Annotated in this window: 1 protein-coding gene; it reads right to left on the bottom strand. The window is 74.6% G+C overall.

What is annotated here, in order from left to right:
• Window positions 1–1,009, bottom strand: a 1,009-nt coding sequence (locus tag KBX53_RS34070) for a S8 family serine peptidase (protein WP_309140918.1), incomplete at its 3' end; no start/stop codon positions are given.
• Window positions 1,010–1,025: the final 16 nt, after the last annotated feature.

The following is a 1,025-nucleotide window of genomic DNA, read 5'->3' on the forward strand; positions in this document are numbered from 1 at the left end:
CACCGAAGAGGGTGAGCACCGACGCGAGACCCGGCTGACCCTTCATGTCCAGCGCCTTCACGGTGACGGTGTGCAGCGGGCCGCTGAGGGTCAGCGCGACGGCGGTACGCACCGCGACGCCGTCCGCGCCGGTGGCTACCAGCCACCCGCCGTGCACCCCCCGGTCCAGCTTCGCCGGGTCCGCCCGCAACGGCACGGCGACGCTGCCGCCGGCCGGCACCGTCACCTCGGTGCCGCCGACCGCCACCCCGTCGGTCTCGGCCGCGCGGGTGTCCAGGTTGCGCAGCTCCAGGGCCAACCGCAGGGTCTGCGGGGTCGTGCCGCCGTTGGTGTACGTCACGGTCCGCTCGACCGTCGCGCCACCGGTGCTGAGCCGACCGAAGTCGGCGGTGGCGGAGGAGTACACCCGCTGGCCGAGCGCGCGGGCCACGTCGACCCGGCCGGCGCCCTGCTCGAAGACGGTCAACGCCGGGTTCGCCTTCGTGGTGCTGACCAGCGCGTCCTTGAGCTTCACGGCGGACCAGTCGGGGTGTTCCTGGGCGAGGATCGCCGCCGCTCCGGCCACGTGCGGGGTGGCCATCGAGGTGCCCGACGCGGTCGTGTAGGCGTCGTCCACCGGCGTACCCATGGCGGTTCCGGCGGCCCGGGCGGCGATGATGCCGACACCCGGCGCGGTGATCTCGGGCTTGAGGCCGTTGTCGCCGAGGCGCGGGCCCCGGCTGGAGAACTCCGCCAGGTTGTCGGCGCGGTCCACCGCGCCGACGGTGAGCGCCGCCGAGGCCGCGCCGGGCGCGCCGACGGTACGCGCGGCACCCGAGTTGCCGGCGGCGACCACGAAGAGCGCGCCGGTCTCGGCGGTCAGGTCGTTCACCGCCTGGCTCATCGGGTCGGTGCCGTCGGTCGGGTCGCCGCCGAGGCTCATGCTGACCACCTTCGCGCCGGAGTGGGCGGCCCACTCCATGCCCGCGATGATGGACGAGCTGTAGCCGGAGCCCGCGTCGTCGAGCACCTTGCCGACCAGCAAC

The sequence above is a fragment of the Micromonospora sp. M51 genome (genome assembly GCF_018070305.1).
In the GTDB taxonomy this organism is placed as follows: Bacteria; Actinomycetota; Actinomycetes; order Mycobacteriales; family Micromonosporaceae; genus Micromonospora; species Micromonospora parva.